Origin of the sequence: Acinetobacter sp. Tol 5, from assembly GCF_019702905.1 — a bacterium.
Classification (GTDB): Bacteria; Pseudomonadota; Gammaproteobacteria; order Pseudomonadales; family Moraxellaceae; genus Acinetobacter; species Acinetobacter bereziniae.
This window is the reverse complement of record NZ_AP024708.1, coordinates 3,754,763-3,780,603: the sequence shown is the minus strand read 5'-3', so window position 1 is coordinate 3,780,603 and position 25,841 is coordinate 3,754,763. Positions and strand designations below refer to the sequence as shown.

Here is a 25,841-nt window from a genome sequence, read left to right as displayed (position 1 = left end):
CTGCTGATGTATCACATAAAAAAGATAAAGGAATACCATATATGTTTAGGGTAGGCTGGGCAAAGCAAGAGATTGAAATCCAACCACAAGGTTATGCCATGTTTGGTTATGGCATGTGGTCACATCGCGCTTATGTAAAACGTACAGCCTTATTTGCACGAAGTTTCAGTATTCGCCGTTCAGACTCAGAACAACCCTTATTATTTTGCTGTTTGGATTTAGGTTGTATTACCTATGCAATGCGTGAAGGTGTAGTTAAAGCTTTAACTGAAAAGTTGAACGAACAATTTAATCCGCAACGATTGGTATTGATGGCGACGCATACCCATTCTGGACCAGGTGGCTGTGCCTATGAAGCATTATATAATATGCCGACGCCGGGTTTTGTTCCTGAGCATTTAAATGCTGTGATCAATGCTGCTTTGACCAGTATTCTTCAAGCGATTCAATCGGAACAAGAAACAGAAATTTTTTATCAAACCTGTCAATTTCCTCAAGATACACCAGTCGCATGGAATCGATCATTAGATGCCTTTAATCGAAATCCAGACGTGATACATCGAACTGAGGCTGAAACACATCTTGCTTTAAATCGTGAAATGCAATTAATTGGATTTTATCGTGATCAGCAACTTGTTGCATTTATCTCATTATTTGGTGTTCATGCTACCTGTTTGGGTAATCAACTCAATGCACATGATGGTGATAACAAGGGATATGCTGCGATACAGAGTGAAGAGTATTTATTGCAACAAGGTGTGCAAAATCCTGTTGCAATATTTGCACAAGCCACAGCTGGAGATGTATCTCCACATTTTCATGGTCCGAAACAAAATATAATTCGCAGTCGAATCAAAGGTGAAAAAGAATATCAATATGCCCAACAAAATGGGCGCTATCAAAGTGAGTTAGCCATCAAGGCTTTAACTAAAATAGATCTTCAAAATTCCGAGAATCAAAATAAAAGTGCGATTGGAAGCATGTGTCTAAAAGGCGGTATAGATGCCATTTTGAGTTATGTTGATTTAAGTCAGGTTGAAATCCCAAGCGAGTTCAGTCAAAAGTCTGAGAAGATGAGAACCAGTGCTGCTTGTCATGGTGTTGGATTTATGGGCGGAACACCCGTTGATGGTCAAGGTGCGTCAAAGCCTATCATTAAAATTTTAACACTGCTGTCAAGGCAAGTACGTAAGAAACGTTTAGCAGATCCAAATGCACCAGATTATGCAAAATATAAAGCATTGTATGACGCTCAATTTCCCAAAGATATTGTGCTTGAAAGCCCTGACAATCAATTATTGGGTAAGCCGCTGGATTTCACCCCGAGTTTTGTTGATCCTCTTATTGCAGAAATGAATCGACAAGTGAAAGCAGGTGCGATTCAGACCAGTCCACTTGTTCCGAGTGTTATTCCTTTACAGATTATTCACATTGGTGCATTGGCATTGGTGTGTTGTCCGGGAGAGATCACCACGACAGCAGGGCAGCGTTTGATTCAAACCGTGGCAAAGCAACTGACAACTCATCAGATGATTTCAACCACGGCTCTAGTGTCTTACTGCAATGATTATATGGGATACATTACCACACAAGAAGAGTATCAAGAGCAAGCCTATGAAGGCGCGCACACCTTATATGGGCAGTGGACACATGCTGCAATTCAATACAAGTTTCAATATCTTGCAAGCCAATTAATGATTGATGAGTCGCAACGCAAGTTTGATCAAGTCACTCGCCCTACAAAAATTTCACAACACGAAATAGACCTGAGAACAAATCATGGCAGTGTAAAAACCGCAGTACGCTAAAGGATCAGCATTATGAATCAGCAACAATGGAACAATTGGTCTGGGTTTCAACATTCTCAACCAGAACATATTTTAAAACCCACTAGTATAGATGAATTAAAAAATATTGTTCAAAACCATCATAAAATTCGTGTGGTAGGTGCTGGTCATTCATTTACCCCGTTGGTTTGTACCGATGCGACACTATTATCCTTAGATCATTTTTCTGGTGTAGAGAACGTAAATACAGCATTAACACAAGCCAATATTTGGTCAGGAACACGTTTGTTTAATTTGGATCAATATTTAGAACCAATACAACAGTCTTTAATGCAACAAGGGGATATTGATCAACAAAGCTTGGCTGGGGCAGTATCGACTGGAACACACGGAACAGGTCTGAATTTGCACTGTATTTCTGCTTATGTGGAAGCCTTCGAACTCTTAACAGCTTCAGGAGATATACTGACGTGTAGTCGCCAAGACAATCCCAATATTTTTGAAGCAGGGCGCGTATCTTTAGGAAGTTTAGGAATACTCACCAAGATCACCATGCAAAACAAACCTCGTTATAAGTTGAAGGAGCATGTGCGACTTTGTTCAGTTAAAGAATTTTTTGAAAATATCGATCTTTGGAAAACGCAACATCGCCATATTGAGTGCTTTGCATTTTCACACGCAGACCAATTGATATTAAAAACACTCGACATCACAGATGAGGATATTCAACCGAGAAAATTATCATGGCCATCAGAAGATGCCTTACTTACGATATGCTGTAGTTTGACGAAATCTTTTCCTGCATTGAATCCAAAATTGCAAAAATTATTAGGTGTCTTTATCAAACCCACCACATTCGTCGATTGGTCCAGTCAAATTTTTCCGACTCCACGCGAAACAAAGTTTAATGAGATGGAATATCAGATTCCAATTGAGTCTGGTATGGAATGTTTAGAAGCAGTATTAACCGCGCTAAAAAATGCTAAAGCACAAACATTTTTTCCAGTAGAGTTTCGTTTTGTCAAAGGCGATGATATTTGGTTGAGTCCGTTTTATCGGCAAGATTCGATTTCAATTTCAGTTCATCAATATCACAAACAAGCTCCAAACCAATTATTTGATGAAATTGAACCGATTTTTCAGCATTATCGAGGTCGCCCACATTGGGGGAAAATGCATAATATGGGGGCTTCACAACTCCAAGCCTTATACCCAAAGTGGGATGATTTTATGCAGTTAAGGGCTCAGTTGGACCCTACACAAAAGTTTTTAAATCCGTATTTAGAAAAGTTATTCTTTACAGCGTAATTCAGGGTATTGGCGCAATGATGGATCAATAAGATTGAATCAAGTGGGTATACCGCAAATGAATAGTAAAATATAAGGATATGCGATGAATCATTTTTTTGAACAATTAAATCGTGATTTAAAACAATCCGTAGATGCGCTACCGCAATTGATCATTGATGGTCAAGCTTTGGAGCAAAATTTGCAATATGCAACAACCAAGTTTAAATACGCAACCCATTTACAGCCTCGTCTTGTGGTCAAATCTTTAGCATCTATGGAATTGCTCAAGACGGTAAGTGCTAAGTTGTCCACACAACGTTTTATGGTTTTCCATTTACCTCAATTGCTGCCGATTTTGGAAAATTTTTCAGAAGCTGATGTTTTACTGGGAAAGCCGATGCCTGTAAGACTTGTACAGCAGTTTTATACCCAGCATCCTCAATCGGAACACGCCAATATTCAGTGGTTGGTAGATACCAAGGCACGTTTATTACAATATCTTGAAGTGGCGAAAGTTTTAGCAATTCAGCTTCAAATCAATATCGAGATAGATGTGGGTTTACATCGTGGAGGTGTAGACTCAAAAGCGCAAATGATTGAACTACTCAGGTTGATTGAGCAGCATCCTAACAATTTAAAATTTTCAGGGCTGATGGGGTATGACGCTCATGTAACAAAACTACCATCCGTCATTAAGAAAGTTGAGGTGGCGTATCAGGAGTCACAAGCAACTTACCAACGCTACAAAGATATCATTCAACAGCAATTTCCTCAGCTTTGGCATGCTCATCTTTGTTTTAATGGTGGGGGAAGTCCCACCTTTTATCTGCACGTAAAACAGAGTGTATGTAATGATCTTGCTTTTGGTTCAATGTTGCTTAAACCAAGTGACTTTGACAGTGAAGGGTTGCGCGTTTTGCAGGCGTGTCTATGGATTGCAACACCTGTACTAAAAGTATTGCCATATTCCCAATTACCGGGTTTAACGATCTTGAATAAGCTTCCACATCGGTCTAAAGCATTATTTGTTTATGGGGGCTATTGGATGGCTGACTATGTTTATCCTCAAGGGATTCATCCTCATGTGTTATATGGGCGCAGTACCAATCAAGAAATGGTGAATGTACCAAAAACAACTCAAATCGAAGTTGATGATTTTGTATTTCTACGACCGACTCAAAGTGAAGCCATTATTCCTCAGTTTGCTCAGATTAATTACTATCTAGATCGAAGTTTTAAAAAATGGCTAAGCTTTAGAGAGTGAATATATAAGAAAAACCGCCATAGAAATGGCGGTTTTAAAAATAACAAATGATAGATCAAATCAAAGTGCTTGATTTAGCGCATCCGCTAAAGTTTGTACTGCTGTTTTATTGAAGTAAGTTTCTGACATATCAAGTTTGTCTTCTAATGGATCCATTTGATCCTTTATTAAATCTCCAGAAATAACTTGATATGCTTGATATATTTTTCCATTCATTTCTACGCCAGTATAGTTATCAACAAAGCTCTTGGAGATACCTGTAGTTGGATTGATTGGATAGACAACTTTATAACCTGCAAATTGATCTTTATGCCAAATGTATCCAGATGGAAGTTCAGTGTTATCAGTAAACTCTTCTAAGGATTTATAATCAGTTAGATCACTGTCATTAAATGTAATTGTAGGTGTATTAAATATTGATTGTTCAACATAGCTGAGTTTAGAACCAGAAGGAAACTTTGTTTGATTTGCTAATAATTTTTCTAAAGAACCTTTATGGTTGTTGATTATAATCTGGGCTAGGTCTGAATTTATATAACGCTCTACATTACCAGCATTTGGATAGTCGTAATATTTAAAGAGATCAGCAATGGTCATTCCCGAAATATCGATGTGTTTTAAATTTAATTTAATTTGATTTTCTATATGAATCGTACACTTATCGGTAAAACTATTGAATACTACTGAGTTGTCATCTTGGCTGATGAGATACCCTAATGGAAAGCCAATCGTCAAATTGTTTTGTTTAAAGCTTGTATCGAGTTTAGATTTCGTTAAAAGATATGATTCTAAAAAATCAATATTTATTTGCTTTGGTTGATTTTTAAGTAAGGTCGTGAGATTTTGGTATATCACACCATTCGTAAGCTTATTTGAATATAATACGATAACATCATCATCACCACTGTCATTGGGTTGTGTCTCTAGAGAATAGATTTCATCACTAAAAAAGCCTTGTCCAGTCGTTTTAAGATTTTTGGGAAGTCCATTACTACATTCAATTTTTTCAGATTGGCTTTGTGTATTGGCTATATTTGATGTTTGTTCGTTATTGCTAGAACCTCCACCACAGGCTGTTAATGCCAAGCCAACGAGTATTGCTGAACTAAGTTTAGTTAAGTTTATCGAATTCATTTAGTTATCCATTCGTTTTATGTTTTTAAAGTCAATAAAATGTCACGCGGCGATGATAAATGACTGTTTCGACAAAATCAAAAACTAAAATTTAGATTAATTGAAGACAAAGGTTTATAAATATTCAGCAAAGGTGTAAAATTTGACACACTTTTTATTTTGTTCCACCGATTTTATCTTGAGGATCTTCCTCGATCATAATCTCGCGGTGACATGCTCCATTGTACGGGGCATCACTCCTTAAGGATTTTTAAATATGCCTATTATCACATTGCCAAATGGCGATCAGAAAAGTTTTGATCATGCTGTTTCCGTTATGGAAGTTGCTCAAAGTATTGGACCTGGACTGGCTAAAAATACAGTTGCAGGGAAAGTAAATGATCGCTTAGTCGATGCAAGTGATTTAATTACCGAAGATTCAACATTACAAATCATCACTCCAAAAGATCAAGATGGTGTCGAGATTATTCGTCACTCTTGTGCACACTTGGTGGGTCATGCGGTAAAACAACTCTTTCCAGAAGCTAAAATGGTGATTGGTCCTGTCATTGAAGAAGGTTTCTACTATGACATTTGGATGCCTCGTCCATTTACATTAGATGACATGGCTGCGATCGAAGAGCGTATGAAAAAGCTTATCGATCAAGATTACGATGTCATTAAAAAAATGACGCCTCGTGATGAAGTCATTGCTGAATTTACTGCGCGTGGTGAAGATTATAAATTGCGCTTGATTGCAGACATGCCTGAAGAAACTCAAATGGGCTTGTACTATCATCAAGATTATTTAGATATGTGTCGTGGTCCACACGTTCCAAATACTAAATTCTTAAAATCATTTAAACTCACTAAAATCTCTGGTGCATACTGGCGTGGTGATGCGAAGAATGAACAATTACAGCGTATTTACGGTACAGCGTGGGCAGATAAAAAAGAATTAGCTGCTTATATTAAGCGTATTGAAGAAGCTGAAAAACGTGATCACCGTAAAATTGGTAAAGCCTTAGACTTGTTCCATATGCAGGAAGAAGCGCCTGGTATGGTGTTCTGGCATGCTAATGGCTGGACGATTTACCAAGTGCTTGAACAATATATGCGTAAAGTTCAGCAGGATAATGGCTACCAAGAGATTAAAACACCACAGATTGTAGACTTTACACTGTGGGAAAAGTCTGGTCATGCTGCAAACTACGCAGAAAATATGTTTACGACACATTCAGAAAGTCGTAACTATGCTGTAAAACCAATGAACTGCCCATGTCATGTGCAAGTGTTCAACCAAGGCTTAAAGTCTTACCGTGATCTTCCAATTCGTTTGGCAGAGTTCGGTTCATGTCACCGTAATGAACCATCAGGTTCGTTGCATGGCATTATGCGTGTACGTGGTTTTACCCAAGATGATGCGCATATTTTCTGTACAACTGAACAAATTGGTAAAGAAGTTGCAGACTTTATTAAACTCACATTAGATGTTTATAAAGACTTTGGCTTTGAAGACGTTCAAATGAAGTTGTCTACTCGCCCTGAAAAACGTGTCGGCGCCGATGAACTTTGGGATGTCGCAGAAAAATCTCTAGCAGATGCGCTAGATGCTGCGAACCTAACTTGGGAAGAACAACCCGGCGAAGGTGCTTTTTATGGTCCTAAGATTGAATTCTCACTGAAAGATTGCTTAGGTCGTATTTGGCAGTGCGGTACAATTCAGTGTGACTTTAACTTGCCGTTACGTTTAGACGCTTCATATGTAACAGAAGATAACGATCGTGACCATCCTGTGATGTTACATCGTGCAATTCTTGGCAGTTTTGAGCGTTTTATTGGTATACTAATTGAACACTACGCAGGCTTTATGCCACCATGGTTGGCTCCAATCCAAGCATGTGTCATGAATATTACAGATTCTCAAGCGGAAGCTTGTGAACAAGTCGTCGCAAAACTCAAAGAAAATGGAATTCGAGCAATTTCAGACTTGAGAAATGAGAAAATCGGCTTTAAGATTCGTGAGCGTACATTAGAGCGTATTCCGTACTTATTAGTACTCGGAGATCGTGAGGTCGAGGAAGGTACTGTGAATGTCCGTACTCGCTCTGGAAAAAATTTAGGTACTATGTCGATAGATGCATTTGTTGACCTAGTGAAAGCAGCCGTAGCCGAACGCGGCCGGTATATTGTGGAGTAAGAAAGATTAAACAGCCTGACCGTAACCAACAACAAGGTGCTAAAAGCAATCGTCCTGCATTAAATGATGAGATCAAAGCTAAAGAAGTGCGTCTCGTTGCTGCAGATGGAGAGCAAAAAGGCATCGTTTCACTTGCTGAAGCTTTGCGTGCTGCTGAAGAAGCTGATCTTGATCTTGTTGAGATCGTGGCGAATGCAGAGCCACCTGTTTGTAAAATCATGGATTTCAACAAACATTTATTTGACCTGAAGCAAAAGCAAAAAGATGCGAAAAAGAAACAGCATCAAGTTCAAGTGAAAGAAATTAAGTTGCGCCCTGGTACAGACGTTGGTGATTACAATGTTAAGTTGCGTGCTATTCTGAAGTTTCTTGAAGAAGGCAACAAAGTCAAAATTACTCTACGTTTCCGTGGTCGTGAAATGGCTCACCAACAGTTGGGTCTTGCGCAATTACAAAAAATTGAAGCAGACGTCGCTGAATCAGGTGTAGTTGAACAAGCACCAAAAATGGAAGGCCGTCAAATGGGTATGTTACTTGGACCTAAAAAGAAAAAGTAATGTTACATTTGTAGAAAAGAGCACTGCTTAAAGCGGTGCTTTTTTTATTATTGAAAAGATAATATGTTAAATGTTGAGGAATAAAGATGTCATCAATCCAAAATTCAAACCAACTATCGAGTATTAACCAGAAAATTATTCAAGAGGGTGAAGTTCTCCCAGCGGTTACTTTGAAAGATGGGACTAAAGTGCAAACAGGAACTGTAGCGACCATGTTGCACAATATTGATTTATATAACCAAGGTTTAAGAGGAGAAGTTGAACAAGAACTGATACTTGCCATTCCAACTTTGATCAAAGTTGGATTATTTGATTTATTTAGTCCTGATGAATGGATTTCAGGAGATAATTTAGGACGTCGCTTTGTCGGAGAAAAAGCCAAGCAATTTTTAGCATCACAATGATCAAGATATTTTTAAATATAAATGTCATAGATTGAGAAATCATCTTGTTAAGAAAAAGCGAATAACTGAATTTAAGAATAGATTATTAAAATAATCTATGTCTATTGCCTACAGATGATGAAGAATTCATGTTATAAAAGAAAACCATTAACGTAATAAAATTCAGAAAATACGTGAAAATGAAGAAGGACGAAATATGATTGATCTCTATTATTGGGGAACCCCCAATGGCCATAAAATTACCATCGCGCTTGAAGAAATGGGATTGGATTATCAGATTTTTCCAATTAACATTTTAGAAAATGATCAATTTCAACCTGATTTTCTGCGTATTTCCCCAAATAATAAAATTCCAGCGATTGTCGATCAAAATGGTCCCAATGGCGAAGCTATTTCAGTTTTTGAATCAGGTGCAATACTACAATATCTTGGTCGTAAAACAGGTTTGTATTATCCAAGCAATGAACAAGACCGTGTTGAAGTGGAACAATGGCTGATGTGGCAAATGGGTGGTTTTGGACCAATGTTGGGGCAAAATCATCATTTTGGAAAATTTGCCAAAGAAAAAATACCCTATGCAATTGAGCGTTATGTCACTGAAACAAAACGTTTATATGGTGTTTTAAATAAACAGCTTATCGGACAAAAATATGTTGCAGGCGAATATTCAATCGCCGATATGGCAATCTTACCGTGGGTTTTGCGCTATGAATGGCAACAAATCGATTTAAATGATTATCCGTATGTGAAAGAGTATGTAGAACGTTTAACTGCTCGACCAGCGATACAGAAAGCACTCTCGATCAAAGTGTAAAATTCATTTTATGTTAAAATAAGAAACCACCTTGTGTGGTTTTTTTTAGATGTAAATTTTTGCACAATTGAAAGGTTTGGTCATGAAAGATTTCTTTTTAAATTTTACGAAAATATTAGAGACCAATCCAAAAATTTATTGGAGTGTCATTGTTGGTATTGTTGCTTGTCTGATTTTATATATTGCTGAAATTGTGCATATTCAAAATATACTGGGTCAAATGCAGGGGCAGGATGTTCAGTTGATCCGAGCTGTAATCGATCCCATTGCACAACGGTATCAATGGTCACGTATTGCATTGATTATTGTTGCTTTAATAGGGGCAATTTTTCAGTATCGTAAAACCAAAAAAATGCTAAATTTAGCATGATTAAACTGTTAGTCGTATATTCATCAGGAGGAGTATGAAGCAAAAATTTGTTTGGCATTTCCTTATTTCTTTGGGTGTAATGTTAATCACAGCAATGCTTTGTGGCATCTTGCAGTATCACTCTGCATATGATTACTTTTGGTTTATTATTTTGAGCATTGTGAGTGTTTCAGGCTTGGTTTTTGCTATGCTCTTTGGCTTTTTTCAAAGTACATTAAAGCAAAGTCTTTTGAATACCACGATTTTAGTCGTTTTGCTTTCGCTTTATTTTATTGTTTTATTTTACGGTTTTATTCATATCAAAATCGATTGGCAAGCGATTTCAGAGGGTAAAGCTCAACTTACATTGGTGCAGAAATTTTTTAAATCAGAACTTTCATTTTGGTTGGCTTTTCTTATTCCCTTTATATTGTCATTCTTGACTTATACCTTAAAACCTAAACCCAACTTTAACTAAATGGCTTATTTGCTGTTATTTCTCTCTGCATTTGGTGCAGCGACGCTATTACCTTTACAGTCAGAAGCCGTGTTGGTTGGGCTCCTGGTACAAGCACAGTATTCCGTGTATTTGCTTCTAATCGTTGCAACCATTGGAAATGTATTAGGCTCATGTGTGAATTGGTATTTAGGACTGAAAATAGAACAATTCAAAGATAAAAAATGGTTTCCTGTTTCTGAGAAAAATATGCTCAAAGCGGAAAAAATATATCAAAAATATGGTTTTTGGTCCTTACTATTCAGTTGGACCCCTGTGATTGGTGATCCAATTACGCTTATCGCAGGATTAATGAAAGAAAAATTTTGGCGTTTTTTGTTGATTGTAACAATTGCTAAAGGAGGTAGATATTGTGTGATCTACCTGATTTTTAGTGGATGGATTTAGTTGCAGTCTGTGGGATCGAAACTGATATAGTCTTGATGTGTCGTTTTAAAAATTTGCCACCACTTTTTATCTGATGTGATTTGAGCATTCATAAAAGCAGAAATGACCTCAGTATCAATTTGGTTAATTTGGGTGCTGTGAATCAATTTAACATCAGAAACTTTATCTTTTCTTGACAATTTAAAAGAGAAATCAATATGCCGTTTTTCCCCATTTAAAAGTGCTGGATTAACTGCTAAATAGGGTTGTTTGAGATAGCGAAAGCTGGTTGGTTTTCCCTTTGTTTGAGCTTGCCAAACCTCGCTATCAAAACGAAAGAAACAACGTCTTGCTGATGGGTTAGATGAGTCTTTAACTGCTTCAAAATTAAAGTCTTGTCTAGCCCGTATCGGAGAGTTTGTGGGTTTAAATGATGCCTTATGTACAGCATATAAAACCTTATCGTCTAAACTAGTTAAGCCAGAGCTTTGGATAATTTTTACGTCTGTCACACATCCGCTAGGATCGGCTGAAATAAGAAGATCGATATAGCGACTTTGTCCATGTAATTCGTAGTCACGAATCTTTAGTTTAGGTAATTTATGCCAAACTGCTTCATCATCTGGGGAAGTAGCGGGCGTTTTTATGTGCGTTTGTTCAGCATATGCCATAAATAGACTACTCAGAGAGAGTAATATGGCAGCAAGATAAAATTTGTTCATTGTATTATTTAAATTTTTGAAATAAATAGATTGATCAACTCAAACAACAAATCTATTTGAGTTGATGATTAAACTCGTTGCAATCATTGATTTTAAATTGAATTTCATCATTAAATGAACGTGGTTTAAAAGTCCATAAGGTTCGATAAGAGCGTTTTACTTGTATTTGAGTTTGCTCAACAGCTTGGATAACCTGTTGGTCAATCGCATTTACACCTGATAATTGAGTTAATTTGACACGCTTTATATTGCCTTGTTGATCAACTTTAAACTTAAATTTGACTGTTCGATCTTTGTTTTTGAGTAAAGCTGAGTCAAGCGAGAGCTGAGGCTGTTGCGTATAATGAAAGGCAACTGACTTATCTTGAGTTTGCTTTATCCAGTGTTTTGAATTAAACGCAAAGGTACATTCAGACAGTTGTGCATGAGCCTGTGTATTGTCTTGGGCATTATCCATATTTAAAGTAAACGTTTGATAACCCACAATCGGTATGGCTTTACCATTTTTACTATATGGTTTTACCTTGGCAGCCTCTACAGCATCAATGAGTTTTTGATCGAGAGCCGTGATTCCTGTACTTTCTTGCACTTCAGCATCTGTGACTTGTCCTAAACTGTTGGCGCTCACGCGGATGATGGCAGAACGATCCTGTGTTCTTAATTCTGCTGTTTGATATTGGACTTGAGGGAATTTAACCCATTGTATACGTGTCGTGAGGTGTAATGGGGCATTGCGTTCAGATTGTTCTCCTTTAACTTTTATTGTTGGGAGTTTATCTGCGCTATGACCATAAGTTGAAAGGCACATCAGACCAGTGATTAAAAGAGCTTTATTCATAAGTTTAGCTTTCCATGCAACTGAGTGTGCATGAGGTTAATTTAATTGCGCAAAGTATTTATCGAATTTGCTCATCTCGCAATAGAAAATGCACCCTAAGGTGCATTTTTTACGATTATTTATGTCAACAATCGCTATTTTTGCCCTTTGGTAATATCGACTGAAAACAAATCAGCGGTTTTAATCCAGCTGATTGCAACGACTGCCATGGTCATGCATCCGCCAAATATCGTTGCTGTGATCGTTCCTAAGTACTTGGCGGCAAGCCCTGATTCAAAAGCACCCAGTTCATTACTCGATGAAACGAACATTCCATTCACAGCTGCAACTCGACCACGCATATTTTCAGGAGGGTAAACTTGTAAAATAGTTTGGCGCACCACTACGGAAATACTGTCACATGCGCCAGTCATGCCTAAGGCAAACAAGGAAAGCCATAGATTGTTTGAACATGCAAAAATGATGGTAAAGATTCCGAAACCAGCAACCGCAATCAGCATATTTCGCCAAGCGTGATGTGTTGGTGGGAACTTAGTGAGTGCAATCATCGTGATGAGCGCGCCGATCGATGGCGCTGCACGTAGATATCCCAAACCTTCAGGACCTACTTTCAGAATATCTTCAGCAAAGATCGGAAGTAAGGCGATGACACCACCAAACAACACTGAAACCAAATCCAGCGAGATCGCCCAAAGTACAATCTTAGTTTTCCAGATAAATCGAAAACCTTCGCTTAAACTGTCCCAAAGATTGTCTTGTTCCATGGTCGGGAAAGTACGCTTTTTTAACAGTGTGATTAAGCAAAAGCAGATAAATAAAAGCATGGATACAGAAAGTAAGCTATTTTCCCGCCCAATTCCAGCAAGCATAAAACCGCCCAGCATGGGACCAATAATGACACCACTTTGCCATCCGATCGTGGTCCAAGTTGCACCATTTGCATAGAGTTCACGGGGAATTAAAAATGGTTTTAATGATGTTGCAGATGGATTATAGAAACCGCGAATAGTACCCAAAGCAAAGATCACAGCATAAATGCCCCAAGACAGGGTGGTGACACCAATCTGTCCATGATCGTAACTGTGAAATAAGTACCAAAGCACTAAGGGTAAAGGGAAAGAAAAGAATAAACATACTTTCATAATACTTTGTTTATTCAGCTTATCGGCAAAATAACCACCCCATAGGGACAATGCGATAAAAGGAATCGCCTCAGCCAATCCAATCAAACCGAGTGTAAGTGGATCTTTGGTAATTTGATACAGTGAATAGGCGACAATAATTTCTTGGATCAAAATTGCCAGTGTTAAGCAAAATTGATTGATCGTGACGATGGAGAAATCTCGATAGCGAAGCGCAGCAAAAGCATCCTGTGCAGGGGTCATAACTGTCCAGTTTTATCATGATGTGACGATTATAAAGATTAAATACAGATTTTCCTTATGAAAAATGATGAAATTTTCATCGGAAATTACACTGAATAACTGATAAATAGTGCAAGGTTTTGCTTTTGTTTTGTACAGAGATGATTTAGAATATTGCCTCCCTTACCTGCAGGTCGTACTCGCAATGGTGCGAACGTACCGAACAGGTGTTTAAAGAGGTTGTTATGGCTAAGTTAAAAACTCGCCGTGGTGCAGCTAAGCGTTTCAAAGCGACTGCTAACGGTTTCAAGCGTAAACAAGCGTTCAAACGCCACATTTTGACCAAAAAATCTGCTAAACGTATTCGTCAATTGCGCGGTTGTGTCATGGTTCACGTAAGTGACATGAATTCAGTTCGTCGTATGTGCCCATACATCTAAGGAGATTATAAATGGCTCGTGTAAAACGTGGTGTACAGGCTCATCGCCGTCATAAAAAAATTCTTGCTCGTGCTAAAGGTTACTATGGCGCGCGTTCACGTGTTTATCGTGTAGCGTTCCAAGCAGTAATCAAAGCAGGTCAATACGCTTACCGTGACCGTCGTCAAAAGAAACGCCAATTCCGTGCTTTATGGATTGCGCGTATCAATGCTGGTGCTCGTCAAAATGGTTTGTCGTACAGCCGTATGATCGATGGCTTGAAAAAAGCTCAAGTGATTATCGACCGTCGCGTACTTGCTGACATTGCTATGCATGACTCAGTTGCATTTGCTGCTTTAGCTGAAAAAGCTAAAGGTGCATTAGCTGCTTAATCATCTTTGATGATTGAAAAAAGACCGCTTTGTAGCGGTCTTTTTTATGCTTAAATGTTGGCGTTTGAGTAGTGATTTGCCGCATTGACAATAAGAGATGGATAAAAATTATTTAAGGCTTGTACGGCTTGATCAAATAACTGTAGTTCATGACGAGTTGCTTGATTACACCAGGCTTGATCATTTCTCGTTTCACTTTCTAGTAGATAATTTTTATAAAGATTTTCAGCATGAGTTAATAAGCTTGCTGCATAATTGCTTGTGAAGTCCTTTGGGAAAAGATCAAAATGTGTATTGTAATTTTGATGATCCTTAAATTGAATATTTGCAAGGTATTCAATCTGATTTGCAGATCCCAATGTAAAAGCGACTTCATTGATATAAACGCAGTCAAAATAAGATTGCGAAAAATGTTTCCAGTCTATGGCTTTTAATTCTCCCAAATTCTCAGTAAAACTTTGATTTAAGTCGAACAGTGTATAGGTTGCGATTCTGTCTGTGAGCGCATTGACATTGTTAAAATAAAAATCAGCATTATTGTTCTGGTGGTGTAGATACCATAGCTCTTTTTCCTCACAACCGATTAAAATTTGTGGGTGATTATGCCGGTACTGAATTAAAATCATATAGTTATAAAAGTGATCAGACAGATAAAAAATAGGGGATTCTTGTATTGTCGATGCTAATTGGGGCGCGTGGATCAGACTTAATTTATACGCGCCTTTGTGCTTTAAATGATAAAGAATGAGTTGTAATGAACCCGCCAAAAGTTGACCACAATGAAAATCTCTAAGAATCGGATGTAAAATTTGAAAATGAGGCATTTTGTTTAAATCATCTTGAAGATGATCATTGAGAAATTGGTTGCCATAAATCACCAAAGCCATTTGTCTATAAATTAAATTGAAGTTCATGATACTTCCTTATGCAATTTTTCTTACTTATTTGACCAGATGGAGAGGAAAATAATAATAAGGGTGAATACAACAAATTTTGCAATTTCATAATGTGTTACTAGTCAAAACGCACCGTATAAAAGCCCAATTGTGATAGCACAAAATAAGATCAAGTAGAGTATAGAGGTGAAAATAAAACTTGATTGGTCTTCACGAGTTTCCAAATCATGGACCAGAAATAAGCGATTAGTCGCTGAACATCATGGATGCTGGTGGTGGTATTCACTCCTTGGTTGATTCAAGTAAAGTTGGGCATTATGTTGTAAGACGAAATTAAATTGCCAATAGTTATTTTGCATGGCAAACGAATAAGCTTAGGTTTATTGTTGAGCTATCAATGTAACATTAATTTTTAATCAGAAGGTTACGGAGCATCTATGCGTAGGCAATACCATTTCCGTCTTGTGGGTACAGACACATATATTTGGGATGTACACTGTTTGGTTGGATTAAGCCGAGATTTGCCCATTCATGAGGTTTTATTATCCGAGATACAGGAACTGAACGAAGCGTATTGGTTTCCAGATAAACATCCAACAACACAGCAAATAATTGAACATTTCCAACTGATCCAAGAGGCTGATTTAGCTTATCCTATTATTCTGTCAGCAGATGGAAGAGTCATGGATGGGATGCATCGAGTTGCCAAGGCAAAATTACTCAATCACCAAAACATTAATGCTGTTCGATTCGATATTACGCCACCACCGGACTATATCAATGTGGATGAAGATGATTTGGATTATGAGGATGAATTGATTGATGAACCAGCTAAACATAAGCCTTCTGAATGATAAATTTGAATATTTGCAGTTGAAATGTACCGTTATTACATAATTTCAACTTGAAACTATTATCGATTTTAAAATAGCTCGCATAGAGTAGAATGATAAAAGTGAAAATATTCTGGAGTATTTATGCGTGTAGAAATTGCGGGTTTACAGCAAGGTGCTATTGAAGTCGAATTACAATTATTGCCAAGAATTGGTGAAACTTTAAAGGTGATGTATGGTGCAGATGCTGAGGTAAAAGGTGAAGTAACTGCTGTTGAACACTATATCAATCAGCATGCCAACGAACATAAAGTGATTTTGACGATTCGTCCACTTTTCTAAAAGTTGATCATTCAGCTCAGCAAAATTTTTAAAATCTTGGTGATAAAAAGTAGCTATCAGGCTACTTTTTTATTTAAGAAGTGAATTCCAATGAATAAAATTAATGTGGTGGGCACCTCTGCTGTTGGTAAAACAACTTTTGCAAAAAAGCTTGCTGATAAATTACAACTTCATTATATCGAACTAGACGATTTGTTTTGGTTAGATGATTGGGAGGAAACTTCAGACTATGCTTTTTTCTTAAAAATTCAACAGGCAATTGAATCGGCAAAGCATGGTTTTGTAATCGATGGAAATTATACGCGAACAACACATGTTAAATGGCAGACCATTGATACTGTTATATGGTTAGATTTTCCTTTTCATATCAATCTTTACCAATCTATAAAACGTGCCATATCTAGGGCAGTTTTTAACAAGAAGTTGTGGCAACATTCGAATAATCGGGAAAGTTTTGGCAAAATGTTCAGTGCTGACTCAATTATTTGGTGGATGATCAAAACTCATCAAAAAAATCGCCAGCAATATATTACAATGATGAATGATCCTCAATATTCACATATTCAGTTTATACATCTGAAATCTAGAAAAGATTGCGATCAATTTTTACGCTCGCTCTAAGTCCTTTATGCTTGGCTAAATTTTATAAATCATCCTAACGGGCTTGATGATGAAGGATTTTAAATAATTTTTGTGATTTTTTGATTTGGAAATGATCTGTATTTTTTATTGAGAGGCATCAAATACCATAACTGCTGGTTATTAAAGCGATATATTGAAACAGACGTTGGATGAGTGATTTATAGCGATTATGATGATTGCGTGATATCAGTTAAAAAAGAAGTGAAAGACAGACAGGAAAATTACATGAGTGATTCTCAGTTATTAACAACTTTACAAGAACATATAAAGCGTGGACAAAAATATAGTTATTTGTGTTTTTGGGGGCATCGTCAAAAGACACCAGAAAAGATAGACAAGAGCTGTTTAAGCCAATGGTATCCTGCAAAATTTGAAATTGATGGTGTGGATTATCAAAATACCGAACAGTTCATGATGGCGCAGAAAGCTAAACTATTTAAAGATGAAAATATTTTTCAGCAAATTCTTCACACTGATGATCCGAAGAAAATAAAAGCATTAGGTCGTCAGGTCAAAAATTATCAAGATCAAATTTGGATTGCGCATCGTTATGAGATTGTGGTTCAAGGAAATCTGGCAAAGTTTTCCCAAAACAACCATCTCCAACAATTTTTGTTGAGTACCTCTGAGCAAATCATTGTTGAGGCTTCACCTGTAGATCAGATTTGGGGGATTGGACTAGCTGCTGATCATGCAGATGCGATCAACCCACTGAAATGGAAAGGTTTAAATTTATTAGGGTTCGCATTGATGGATGTGAGAAAGCAACTTTAGGGTTACTTTCTCATGAGTACAGGTTTTTATTTGGATGTTAAGCCTTATAGTCCAAAATAATAAGCAGCCAGACAGATAAGAATAGTCACGATAATTAAAGCAAAAACGCCTGTCTTTGCTGGTTTGTGCTCTTGCTGTGTATGGGATGGATGAGAACTAAACGATTGGCGTTTGTCTGTCTTTATATCCTCAACATTGTCAAATGGAGATGCAATAGCTTTCGGGGTTAAACGCGCAGATTGATAATGATTGGCAACTTTGACAATAAATTTTGCTTTTAAATCCTCAATCTTTTGCAAGAAGTGACGCAAATTCATTTGTTGTTCTGGGCTCAGACTTTGTTCACTCTCATCATAGGGGTGTTTTATTTTTGCCGAAATAAATTCTTCGAGCGCATCGAAACGATACAGTGTTTCATTGGCATAATCTGCTTGATCATCGCTAGGAATAAGGGCAAGTTTAAGACTACTATTATCCGAAATATATTCACTACTATTTAAGCCATAATAAGGTAAGTCTTTGTTGATTGGTTCAGGAAAACCTTTGGCATATTGGCTATCAAATAATTCATTGTCTGTATAAACCTGAATATCATCCCAATTTGGGGTCACAAGATCTTGTTCAATACGCTTAATGAGTTTCGCATTAAGATCATAACGCCAAAATATTTCTGTTCGAATATTTGGACGTTGTTGTTCTGGTGCCTCATAGTCATTGTCAGCGCTATACCATTCTGGTAATTCTTTACCAAAAATCCAAGCGGTTTTCTTTTGAGATTCGTGACTGACAATAAAATGAGGAATCGCCAATAACTCAACATTGGCATTGGGGTTCTGCTCATCATTCAAAAGACTTGAGCTATGTAAACTGATGCGATTTACCCCTTGCTTTTTTAGACCTTCAAGCCAAATTTGAAAGTGTTGTGCTAGAAGATGTTGGGTGGTTAAATCTCGAAAGCCAAACGCGTGGTGATTAAAAATGGCATGATTGACCCAACGAGAAAAACTAATTTCTTGGGTCAGATATTGATTGCCATAAGTGACGAGTGCAAGTTGACGTTTCCAGATTTGATCAAGTGCCATTTTTTATAGATCTCAGCGACATTGGATTTATTTTATACCGTTTATAAATCAGAGTTCTAGCGTTTCAACAGTATTCGCACAGGGAAATATACAAATTATCGAGAATTAGTTGTGACTAATCGTATTTTTCGTCAGGAGGAAACTTCATCCAACTGCATAAAAACTGTTAGAATATGCAGTTATATTATTTTTCTAAAATATTGCTTTGAGAGTTACTATGTCACTGGAAGCCCTGACCACTGAAGCGCTCGCTGCGATTGCAGCAGCTCAAGACCTTGCAACACTCGATCAAGTACGAGTGCAATTTACAGGGAAAAAAAGCCAGCTTGCGGAACAATCTAAGGCACTGGGTAAAATGGACCCTGAAGAACGTAAAGTTCAGGGTGCAGCAATTCATGCTGTGCGTGAAGCTATCTCTACAGCATTGACTGAGCGCCAAGATGAATTACAAAAAGCAGCGCTAGAACAAAAGCTTGCAAGTGAAACCATTGATATTACCTTGCCTGGTCGTGGACAGGTTGTAGGCAGTATTCATCCTGTTACTCAAGTTCAGGAACGTATTTGCCAATTCTTTACCAAAGCTGGCTTTACTGTTGCAACAGGTCCAGAAGTTGAAGATGACTATCACAACTTTGAAGCACTCAATATTCCAGGGCACCATCCTGCACGTGCAATGCATGATACTTTTTATTTTGATGCCAATCATTTGTTGCGTACGCATACTTCAGGTGTGCAAGTCCGTACTATGGAAAACAATCAACCTCCGATTCGTATTGTATGTCCTGGTCGTGTTTATCGTTGTGACTCTGACCAAACGCATTCACCTATGTTTCATCAAATCGAAGGTCTGTACGTTGCTGAAAACACCAGTTTTGCTGAATTAAAAGGCTTGTTGATTAACTTGTTGAACGAGTTTTTTGAAAAAGACTTAAAAGTTCGTTTCCGTCCTTCATATTTCCCGTTCACTGAGCCAAGTGCGGAAGTGGATATTATGGATGAGCGTGGTCGCTGGTTAGAAGTTTTGGGGTGTGGAATGGTGCATCCTAATGTATTGCAAGCCGCGGGTATTGATCCTGAAAAATATAAAGGTTTTGCTTTTGGTTTGGGGGTAGAGCGTTTTGCAATGTTACGTTATGGCATTAACGATTTGCGTATGTTCTATCAAAACGATGTGCGTTTTTTACGCCAATTTGCTTAACAAATTTATACCTCTCCCTAACCTCTTCTAAACAAAGAGGGAATGTCCTAGACAAAAGACGAAGGGTTCTCCCAATTTTCAAAGGGAGTTAGAGAGGAATTCATAAATATTGAATATAGGTTTTAGAAATGAAAATTAGCGAAAATTGGCTTCGCACATGGGTTAACCCAGCAATTGATAGTGATACTTTATCTGACCAACTCACGATGTTGGGACTTGAAGTTGATGAGCTTGTACCAGCCGCTAAACACTTTACTGGTGTTGTGGTGGGGGAAGTTTTAACGGTCATTCAACATCCTGATGCAGATCGTTTACGTGTAACCACTGTAAACATTGGTTCAGGAGAACCTCTACAAATCGTATGTGGTGCACCGAATGTACGTGTTGGTATGAAAGCACCGGTTGCGACAATTGGTGCAGTACTTCCTGGTGATTTTAAAATCAAGAAAGGTAAGCTACGTGGCGTTGAATCACAAGGGATGCTATGTGGTGCTTCGGAAATTGATCTTGAAGATAAAATTGATGGGCTTTTAGAGCTTCCTGATGATGCACCGGTTGGTGTAAACATCCGCGAATATTTAAATCTGGATGACCATGTCATTGATATCAGTATTACCCCGAACCGTGGAGACTGTTTTAGTATTCGTGGTGTAGCACGTGAAATTGGTGTAATTAATCAACTTCCAGTGACAGCGCCTGAAATTACAGAAGTGGCTGCAACCATTGCAGATCAAAAACAAGTCCATGTAAGCACTGATGGATGTCCACGTTATTTAGGTCGTGTTATAAAAAATGTAAATACCAAAGCAGCGACCCCTGAATGGATGGAGCAGGCTTTGGCTCGTTCAGGGATTCGTCAACACAGTATTTTGGTGGATATTACCAACTATGTACTGATGGAGTTGGGGCAACCATTACATGCTTTTGATGGTGGTCAAGTTCAAGGTTCAGTCCATGTACGCCAAGCAACAGCAAATGAAAAACTTGTTTTATTAAATGAGCAAGAAATCGAATTGACTGAAGATGTTATGGTCATTGCTGATGATGCTAAAGCGCTCGCTATTGCAGGGATTATGGGGGGATTATCTTCTTCTGTAACAGATGCAACGACAGAGATCTTTCTTGAGTCTGCGTTCTTTGCACCATTGCATATTGCAGGTCGTGCGCGCCGTTATGGCTTACATACTGATGCTTCTCAACGCTATGAACGTGGTGTGGATTTTGAATTGCCAATGATCGCGATGCATCGAGCATCACAATTGATTCAGAGTTTAGCGGGTGGTGAATTTGGTCCAATCACTGTGGCTGAACGTACCGCGCTTTTACCTAAACGTGAAGCCATTGAATTAACTCAAGCACAAGTTGATCAATTACTTGGTTATTCTGTTGAATCAGCATTTATTACTGATGCGCTTCAACGTTTAGGTTGTGTTGTAACAGTCAAAGCTGAAGGTGAGTGGACTGTTGTACCGCCATCACATCGCTATGATATGGCAATTTATCAAGACTTAATTGAAGAAGTTGCTCGTATTCATGGTTATGACAATATCCAAATTAGTTTGCCTGTGATTGATGTCAAACTTGCTAAACATCAAGATCAGTTTGAATTGCCACAATTACGTCAAACACTGGTGACTTTGGGTTATCAAGAAGCAATCAGTTTTAGCTTTGCTGATTTAAAGCTTGAGAAGCAATTAAATTCTCAAGTTAATCCATTGGCATTGGCAAATCCAATTTCAAGTGATTTGGCTGTAATGCGTTCTACTTTGCTTTCAAGCTTAATTCCTTGTGTTCAATACAATATTAACCGCCAACAAAGTCGTGTGCGTTTCTTTGAGTTAGGTTTACGTTTTGATTATCAAAATGCTCAAACTATTGATGACTTAAATCAGATTCCAACTTTGGCAATGATTGCGGTGGGCTCAAAACATGCTGAATCATGGCATGGAAAAGCTCAAGCAATGGATTTCTTTGACTTCAAAGGAGAGGTTGAAGAAGTTTTAGCTGCTGGACGGGTTCAAGTTGAATATGTGCGTTCTGAGCGTGAATGGTTACATCCAGGTCAGTCAGCAGAGGTTTTAATAGATGGAAAATCGGTTGGTTATTTGGGACGTTTACATCCATCTTTAGAAAATGCACTGGATTTGAGCACGACTTGGGTTGCCGAACTTGATCAATCGGCTGTTTTGCAAACTTATGTATCTAATTTTACAGAATTATCACGATTTCCGTCGGTTAGACGTGATATTGCGCTTGTAATTAGTGATAAGATTAATGTCAGTGAAATTCAGCAACTTATTGAAAAAACCGGTGGGGAGCTTTTAGACTCTACATGGTTATTCGATGTGTATACAGGGCAAGGTGTTGAGCAAGGTAAGCGCTCTTTGGCATTTGCATTGTTATGGCAACATCCATCACGTACACTTGAAGATGCTGAAATTAAATCCGGTATGGATCATATCATTCAAGTGTTAGAAAGCACTTACCAAGCGACATTGAGGGCCTCATGACAGCATTAACAAAAGCAGAAATGGCTGATCATTTAAGTGAGCTTACGAGTTTAAACCGTCGTGAAGCAAAACAAATGGTCGAGTTGTTCTTTGACGAAATTAGCCAAGCATTAATTGCGGGCGAACAAGTTAAACTTTCAGGTTTTGGTAATTTTGAACTACGTGACAAACGTCAACGTCCAGGTCGAAACCCAAAAACTGGCGAAGAAATTCCAATTTCGGCACGTCGAGTTGTTACGTTCCGCGCAGGACAGAAGTTTAGACAACGTGTAGGCACAGAACAAGAAGGTTAATCAACCCACTTGATTTTGTAAAAACCCCAAGCCATTTTGCTTGGGGTTTTTTATTATTTACGCATACGAGACCTTAAAAATAAATTCAACGTGATCAATATATTGTTTGATGATATAAAGCTTTCACCGCCAGGCTTTAGCCCTAAAGTTTAAATGGTTTTCCGTAGGCAATAACGCTCATTACTTAACCCGTTTCTTGTTTAACCGCATTCTTGCGTAAACAAAGTAGTATTTTGTTTTTGCTCATATATCTTTAGCCAACATATGGCGTCCATGTGGCTTCACGATGGAAAGATGGTCTATGATTTAAAAGTATGATCCTAGCCAAAATAAATGAATTGGCAGATCTTTTAATCCTTTGTCTCAAAGTATAAAGATCATTGACTATAAATGATTGATATCAAATTATTGGTATGAATAGTCTGCGGCTTTGATTATAAAAATAATGTTCGTTTTTAAGGATTAAAAGTGAGATGGAGGATTCATCACTTGAGTGTATTTCAATATAGCATCTTGACAGTATTGAATCGAAGCGGGGCGTTCTAAATTGGCTGAATATATTTATTCGATAAATTAGGGCATGTGTTTCGAATCAGTTCAAAGATTTGAGGATAATCATTGATTTGAAAGCAAAAAAAAGAGAACCAAAGGTTCTCTTTTTTTGATAATAATCTAAGCGATTATTATTGAGCAGCTGAAGCAGCAGCTGAAGCGTCAGCAGCAGCAGCAGTAGCGTCAGAAGCAGCAGCAGTAGCGTCTGCAGCAGCAGTAGCAGCAGCGTCAGTTGCAGAAGCAGCAGCAGCGTCAACAGCAGCAGTAGCTTCAGAAGCAGCTTCTACAGCTTGAGAAGCAGCAGCGTTTGCGTCAGCAGCAGCTTCTTCAGTTTTTTTAGCACAACCAACGAAAGCTAAAGTAGTAGCAACTGCAGCAGCAATAGCGATTTTTTTGAATAACATGGCATCACTCTCATAAAATTAATTGAGACAAAAAACCCAAGTTAGCCTGTTTTTTGCTTTTTGCATGAGCAGTCTAACTGGTATGCGAATATGCTATCACTGCGCATTTTGAATTGCTACTGTCTAGATGAAAAAAACTGACCAAATTGATGAAAAAATGATGCTTTTTTAACAGTTAATTACAATTAATTCGCACTTTTAGATTGGATTATTGATAATTAAGTTATTAAAAAATATAAAAAATATGCGAGAATGATTTTTATATTCAATTATTTGCAAAATGCTGTTACGCCAAAAATCAGCAATTGTATATTTATGTAAATTCTGTCAACCAAAAAAAAGGTCACTATATCAGTGACCTTTTTTGACTTTTCATACCAATCAGTTGGCAGCTTTACGCTTCATTTGATCGAAGAAATCGTCATTGGTTTTGGTTTCTTTCATACGATCTAAAAGGAATTCCATCGCCGCTAACTCATCCATTGGGTGGAGAAGCTTACGTAAAATCCAAACTTTGCGTAAGTTTTCTTCACTCATGAGGCGTTCTTCACGACGAGTACCTGATTTCTTGATATTCATGGCAGGGAAGACACGTTTTTCAGCAATACGACGATCCAAGGTAATCTCTTGGTTACCCGTACCTTTGAATTCTTCGTAGATCACTTCATCCATTTTACTGCCTGTTTCAATCAATGCAGTTGAAATGATTGTCAGTGAACCGCCTTCTTCAATGTTACGTGCAGCACCAAAGAAACGTTTCGGGCGTTCAAGTGCATGTGCATCTACACCACCGGTCAATACTTTGCCTGATGACGGTACAACAGTGTTGTAAGCACGTGCTAAACGCGTGATTGAATCTAGTAGAATCACCACATCTTTCTTATGTTCAACAAGACGTTTGGCTTTTTCAATCACCATTTCGGCAACTTGTACATGGCGTGCTGGAGATTCATCAAATGTTGATGCAACAACCTCGCCACGAACAGTACGTTCCATTTCAGTCACTTCCTCTGGACGTTCATCAATTAAGAGAACGATAAGGAAACATTCAGGGTTATTACGGACAATGGATTGAGCAATGTTCTGTAACAACATTGTTTTACCCGCTTTAGGCGGTGCAACAATAATTGAACGTTGACCTTTACCAATAGGAGCAACCAAGTCAACAACACGTGCTGTTAAATCTTCCGTTGAACCATTTCCTAGTTCCATTACCAATTGCTCAGTTGGAAACAATGGGGTTAGGTTTTCGAATAAGATTTTATTACGTGAATTTTCAGGTGTGTCATAGTTAATTTGATTAACTTTTAATAATGCAAAGTAACGTTCACCTTCTTTGGGTGGGCGAATCGTTCCCGTAATCGTATCACCTGTGCGTAGGTTGAAACGACGGATTTGTGATGGGCTAACATAAATGTCATCAGGACCTGCAAGATAAGAACCTGCAGCCGAGCGTAGAAAGCCGAAACCATCAGACAAAATTTCAAGAACACCATCACCAAAGATTTCTTCACCATTCATTGCATGGCGCTTTAGGATGGCAAAAATGATGTCTTGCTTACGGTTACGAGCCATTCCTTCAAGGCCCATAAACTCAGCAATTTTAATGAGTTCGCCAATCGGTTTTTTCTTGAGTTCAGTTAAATTCATAAATGGTCAGATTGAATAAGGATGTGTGGAACACAGATAAAGAGAAAAGAAGCAAAAGTCGCCAACAGTGCAATAGGTGAGTTGATGTTGTATAGACACAAAAACAAACTCAGAGTCTATGTAGTTCTTTCGAGGAGAAATATGTAAAACAATTTCTGTTGCCGAACGGCGATCTTATGTGTTGTCCTTTAAGAAACAGGCAGAGAATCCTTATGTTCCTTGAGCATGAAATATAAGTGAGATCAACAAGTTTGTCAAATTATAGTCGA

Annotated in this window: 27 protein-coding genes; 19 read left to right on the top strand and 8 right to left on the bottom strand. The window is 38.0% G+C overall.

All coding sequences use genetic code 11. The annotated features are described in order from the left end of the window. Positions 1–41 precede the first annotated feature (41 nt). The 3 genes from TOL5_RS17535 (at position 42) to TOL5_RS17525 (ending at position 4,341) form a co-directional block, all read left to right on the top strand. Entirely contained in the window at positions 42–1,808 is a 1,767-nt protein-coding gene (locus TOL5_RS17535) for a neutral/alkaline non-lysosomal ceramidase N-terminal domain-containing protein (protein ID WP_151781610.1), read from the top strand. Between the two features lie 12 nt (positions 1,809–1,820). Next, positions 1,821–3,095 (top strand): D-arabinono-1,4-lactone oxidase, encoded by a 1,275-nt coding sequence (locus TOL5_RS17530; protein WP_151781611.1) that lies wholly within the window; start codon positions 1,821–1,823, stop codon positions 3,093–3,095. An 85-nt stretch (positions 3,096–3,180) separates the two neighbouring features. After that, entirely contained in the window at positions 3,181–4,341 is a 1,161-nt protein-coding gene (locus TOL5_RS17525; protein WP_121774825.1) for an alanine racemase, read from the top strand. Positions 4,342–4,401: 60 nt separating this feature from the next. Here TOL5_RS17525 and TOL5_RS17520 read toward each other — a convergent pair whose 3' ends face one another. After that, positions 4,402–5,475, bottom strand: a complete 1,074-nt coding sequence (locus tag TOL5_RS17520) for a hypothetical protein (RefSeq protein WP_046761424.1) — start codon at positions 5,473–5,475, stop codon at positions 4,402–4,404. Between the two features lie 256 nt (positions 5,476–5,731). On the opposite strand from TOL5_RS17520, the gene thrS reads away from it, so the two are divergent. The 7 genes from thrS (at position 5,732) to TOL5_RS17485 (ending at position 10,682) form a co-directional block, all read left to right on the top strand. Then, a complete protein-coding gene (thrS, locus tag TOL5_RS17515; RefSeq protein WP_004827843.1) occupies positions 5,732–7,654 on the top strand; it encodes a threonine--tRNA ligase in 1,923 nt (640 codons plus the stop codon). 5 nt (positions 7,655–7,659) lie between these two features. Then, positions 7,660–8,211, top strand: coding sequence for a translation initiation factor IF-3 (infC, locus tag TOL5_RS17510; protein WP_080633117.1), 552 nt, complete (start codon positions 7,660–7,662; stop codon positions 8,209–8,211). Positions 8,212–8,297: 86 nt separating this feature from the next. Beyond that, the gene (locus TOL5_RS17505; protein ID WP_042089492.1) at positions 8,298–8,615 is read left to right on the top strand and encodes a DUF7709 family protein; all 318 of its coding nucleotides are present in this window, start codon (positions 8,298–8,300) and stop codon (positions 8,613–8,615) included. A 196-nt stretch (positions 8,616–8,811) separates the two neighbouring features. Beyond that, positions 8,812–9,429, top strand: a complete 618-nt coding sequence (locus TOL5_RS17500; RefSeq protein ID WP_004827849.1) for a glutathione S-transferase N-terminal domain-containing protein — start codon at positions 8,812–8,814, stop codon at positions 9,427–9,429. Between the two features lie 82 nt (positions 9,430–9,511). Next, on the top strand, positions 9,512–9,799 hold the full coding sequence (locus tag TOL5_RS17495) for a hypothetical protein (protein ID WP_004827851.1): 288 nt from the start codon (positions 9,512–9,514) through the stop codon (positions 9,797–9,799). A 34-nt stretch (positions 9,800–9,833) separates the two neighbouring features. Beyond that, positions 9,834–10,256, top strand: a complete 423-nt coding sequence (locus TOL5_RS17490) for a hypothetical protein (protein ID WP_005030911.1) — start codon at positions 9,834–9,836, stop codon at positions 10,254–10,256. Then, a complete protein-coding gene (locus tag TOL5_RS17485) occupies positions 10,257–10,682 on the top strand; it encodes a YqaA family protein (RefSeq protein WP_005030910.1) in 426 nt (141 codons plus the stop codon). Here the strand turns inward: TOL5_RS17485 and TOL5_RS17480 are convergent. The 3 genes from TOL5_RS17480 to TOL5_RS17470 all read right to left on the bottom strand — a co-directional run bounded on the left by TOL5_RS17480 (position 10,679) and on the right by TOL5_RS17470 (position 13,606). After that, on the bottom strand, positions 10,679–11,332 hold the full coding sequence (locus TOL5_RS17480; protein ID WP_171428653.1) for an energy transducer TonB family protein: 654 nt from the start codon (positions 11,330–11,332) through the stop codon (positions 10,679–10,681). The two genes, TOL5_RS17485 and TOL5_RS17480, sit on opposite strands and share 4 nt — an antisense overlap. A 103-nt stretch (positions 11,333–11,435) precedes the next feature. Continuing rightward, positions 11,436–12,221 (bottom strand): TonB family protein, encoded by a 786-nt coding sequence (locus TOL5_RS17475; protein ID WP_221260548.1) that lies wholly within the window; start codon positions 12,219–12,221, stop codon positions 11,436–11,438. 134 nt (positions 12,222–12,355) lie between these two features. Continuing rightward, positions 12,356–13,606, bottom strand: a complete 1,251-nt coding sequence (locus TOL5_RS17470) for an MFS transporter (RefSeq protein WP_004827860.1) — start codon at positions 13,604–13,606, stop codon at positions 12,356–12,358. Positions 13,607–13,830: 224 nt separating this feature from the next. On the opposite strand from TOL5_RS17470, the gene rpmI reads away from it, so the two are divergent. Together rpmI and rplT are read left to right on the top strand one after the other, a co-directional pair. Continuing rightward, entirely contained in the window at positions 13,831–14,025 is a 195-nt protein-coding gene (gene rpmI, locus TOL5_RS17465) for a 50S ribosomal protein L35 (protein ID WP_002054552.1), read from the top strand. 11 nt (positions 14,026–14,036) lie between these two features. Further along, positions 14,037–14,396 (top strand): 50S ribosomal protein L20, encoded by a 360-nt coding sequence (gene rplT / locus TOL5_RS17460; RefSeq protein WP_004723060.1) that lies wholly within the window; start codon positions 14,037–14,039, stop codon positions 14,394–14,396. Positions 14,397–14,446: 50 nt separating this feature from the next. Here the strand turns inward: rplT and TOL5_RS17455 are convergent, their stop codons facing one another. Beyond that, positions 14,447–15,310, bottom strand: coding sequence for a hypothetical protein (locus TOL5_RS17455; RefSeq protein ID WP_221260547.1), 864 nt, complete (start codon positions 15,308–15,310; stop codon positions 14,447–14,449). A gap of 419 nt (positions 15,311–15,729) precedes the next feature. Between TOL5_RS17455 and TOL5_RS17450 the strand changes: the two genes are divergently transcribed. The 4 genes from TOL5_RS17450 (at position 15,730) to TOL5_RS17435 (ending at position 17,883) form a co-directional block, all read left to right on the top strand. After that, positions 15,730–16,146: a hypothetical protein gene (locus TOL5_RS17450; RefSeq protein WP_221260546.1), complete on the top strand. Its 417-nt coding sequence runs from the start codon at positions 15,730–15,732 to the stop codon at positions 16,144–16,146. 123 nt (positions 16,147–16,269) lie between these two features. Then, a complete protein-coding gene (locus tag TOL5_RS17445) occupies positions 16,270–16,467 on the top strand; it encodes a hypothetical protein (RefSeq protein WP_004827866.1) in 198 nt (65 codons plus the stop codon). Positions 16,468–16,557: 90 nt separating this feature from the next. Then, on the top strand, positions 16,558–17,088 hold the full coding sequence (locus TOL5_RS17440) for an adenylate kinase (protein ID WP_058967337.1): 531 nt from the start codon (positions 16,558–16,560) through the stop codon (positions 17,086–17,088). A gap of 246 nt (positions 17,089–17,334) precedes the next feature. Then, on the top strand, positions 17,335–17,883 hold the full coding sequence (locus TOL5_RS17435) for an NADAR family protein (RefSeq protein WP_058967338.1): 549 nt from the start codon (positions 17,335–17,337) through the stop codon (positions 17,881–17,883). 44 nt (positions 17,884–17,927) lie between these two features. On the opposite strand, the gene TOL5_RS17430 is transcribed toward TOL5_RS17435, so the two are convergent. Beyond that, positions 17,928–18,965, bottom strand: a complete 1,038-nt coding sequence (locus TOL5_RS17430) for a hypothetical protein (protein ID WP_058967339.1) — start codon at positions 18,963–18,965, stop codon at positions 17,928–17,930. Between the two features lie 217 nt (positions 18,966–19,182). Between TOL5_RS17430 and pheS the strand changes: the two genes are divergently transcribed. From pheS to TOL5_RS17415, 3 genes are all read left to right on the top strand, one after another. Beyond that, positions 19,183–20,163, top strand: a complete 981-nt coding sequence (pheS, locus tag TOL5_RS17425) for a phenylalanine--tRNA ligase subunit alpha (protein ID WP_004827876.1) — start codon at positions 19,183–19,185, stop codon at positions 20,161–20,163. 128 nt (positions 20,164–20,291) lie between these two features. Beyond that, positions 20,292–22,673, top strand: coding sequence for a phenylalanine--tRNA ligase subunit beta (gene pheT / locus TOL5_RS17420; protein ID WP_151960062.1), 2,382 nt, complete (start codon positions 20,292–20,294; stop codon positions 22,671–22,673). Then, a complete protein-coding gene (locus TOL5_RS17415) occupies positions 22,670–22,966 on the top strand; it encodes an integration host factor subunit alpha (RefSeq protein ID WP_004827881.1) in 297 nt (98 codons plus the stop codon). Before pheT ends, TOL5_RS17415 begins: the two co-directional genes overlap by 4 nt. Before the next feature lie 683 nt (positions 22,967–23,649). On the opposite strand, the gene TOL5_RS17410 is transcribed toward TOL5_RS17415, so the two are convergent. After that, positions 23,650–23,922: a hypothetical protein gene (locus tag TOL5_RS17410; protein WP_005030898.1), complete on the bottom strand. Its 273-nt coding sequence runs from the start codon at positions 23,920–23,922 to the stop codon at positions 23,650–23,652. A 381-nt stretch (positions 23,923–24,303) separates the two neighbouring features. Beyond that, positions 24,304–25,572 (bottom strand): transcription termination factor Rho, encoded by a 1,269-nt coding sequence (gene rho, locus TOL5_RS17405; RefSeq protein ID WP_004827884.1) that lies wholly within the window; start codon positions 25,570–25,572, stop codon positions 24,304–24,306. Between the last annotated feature and the right edge of the window lie 269 nt (positions 25,573–25,841).